Annotated in this window: 1 pseudogene; it reads left to right on the top strand. The window is 64.6% G+C overall.

The features are described from left to right. A pseudogene (locus IMZ11_RS43590) lies at positions 1–511 on the top strand (hypothetical protein); the annotation flags it as partial. Positions 512–539 lie beyond the last annotated feature (28 nt).

Below are 539 nucleotides of genomic sequence, written 5' to 3'. Positions count from 1 at the left end.
GCGGGGCAGTACGTATAAGACGTTTATGTATAAAAAAGAACGTACGTACCGCGCGCGCGAAGGCGACGGCGATCCGGCACCGCAGTCGGTGAGCTTGCCGCCTTGCCTGAGCAATGCCCAGGCAGATCAGCAAAAGGACGTGCAGGCCGCCTTGCGGCGGCTGCCGCCGCAGCATCGCCAGGAAGTACTCGATGAGTTGCAGGCACGCAGCCAGAGCGGCACCGTGCGCAATGTCGTGGCCTACTTCTTCGCCTTGGTGAAGCGCGTACTTGCTGGCGAGTTCCGCCCGTGGGCAGGCCGCAAGGAGACGTCTGCCCTCCCACGGACTGCCGAGAATCGGCCTGCAGCTCCGCCACGCACCGAAGCCCGCCCGGAACCGACTGCGCCACCGGCATCGCGTGAAACTGCCCTGGCGCACATCGCCAACATCCGCAAGATGCTGAACGTCCCGACGAACGCTGGGGACATCGCGGCAGCATTTGCTACGCAGGATGGGGCTGCCATCCCCTGACCTGCATTACCTGTGCCGCGATGTCCCC

Source organism: Microtetraspora sp. AC03309 (assembly GCF_020826795.1).
Classification (GTDB): domain Bacteria; phylum Actinomycetota; class Actinomycetes; order Streptosporangiales; family Streptosporangiaceae; genus Microtetraspora; species Microtetraspora glauca.
Note: the sequence above shows the minus strand (reverse complement) of the source record. Positions and strands in the feature narration are given on the sequence as shown.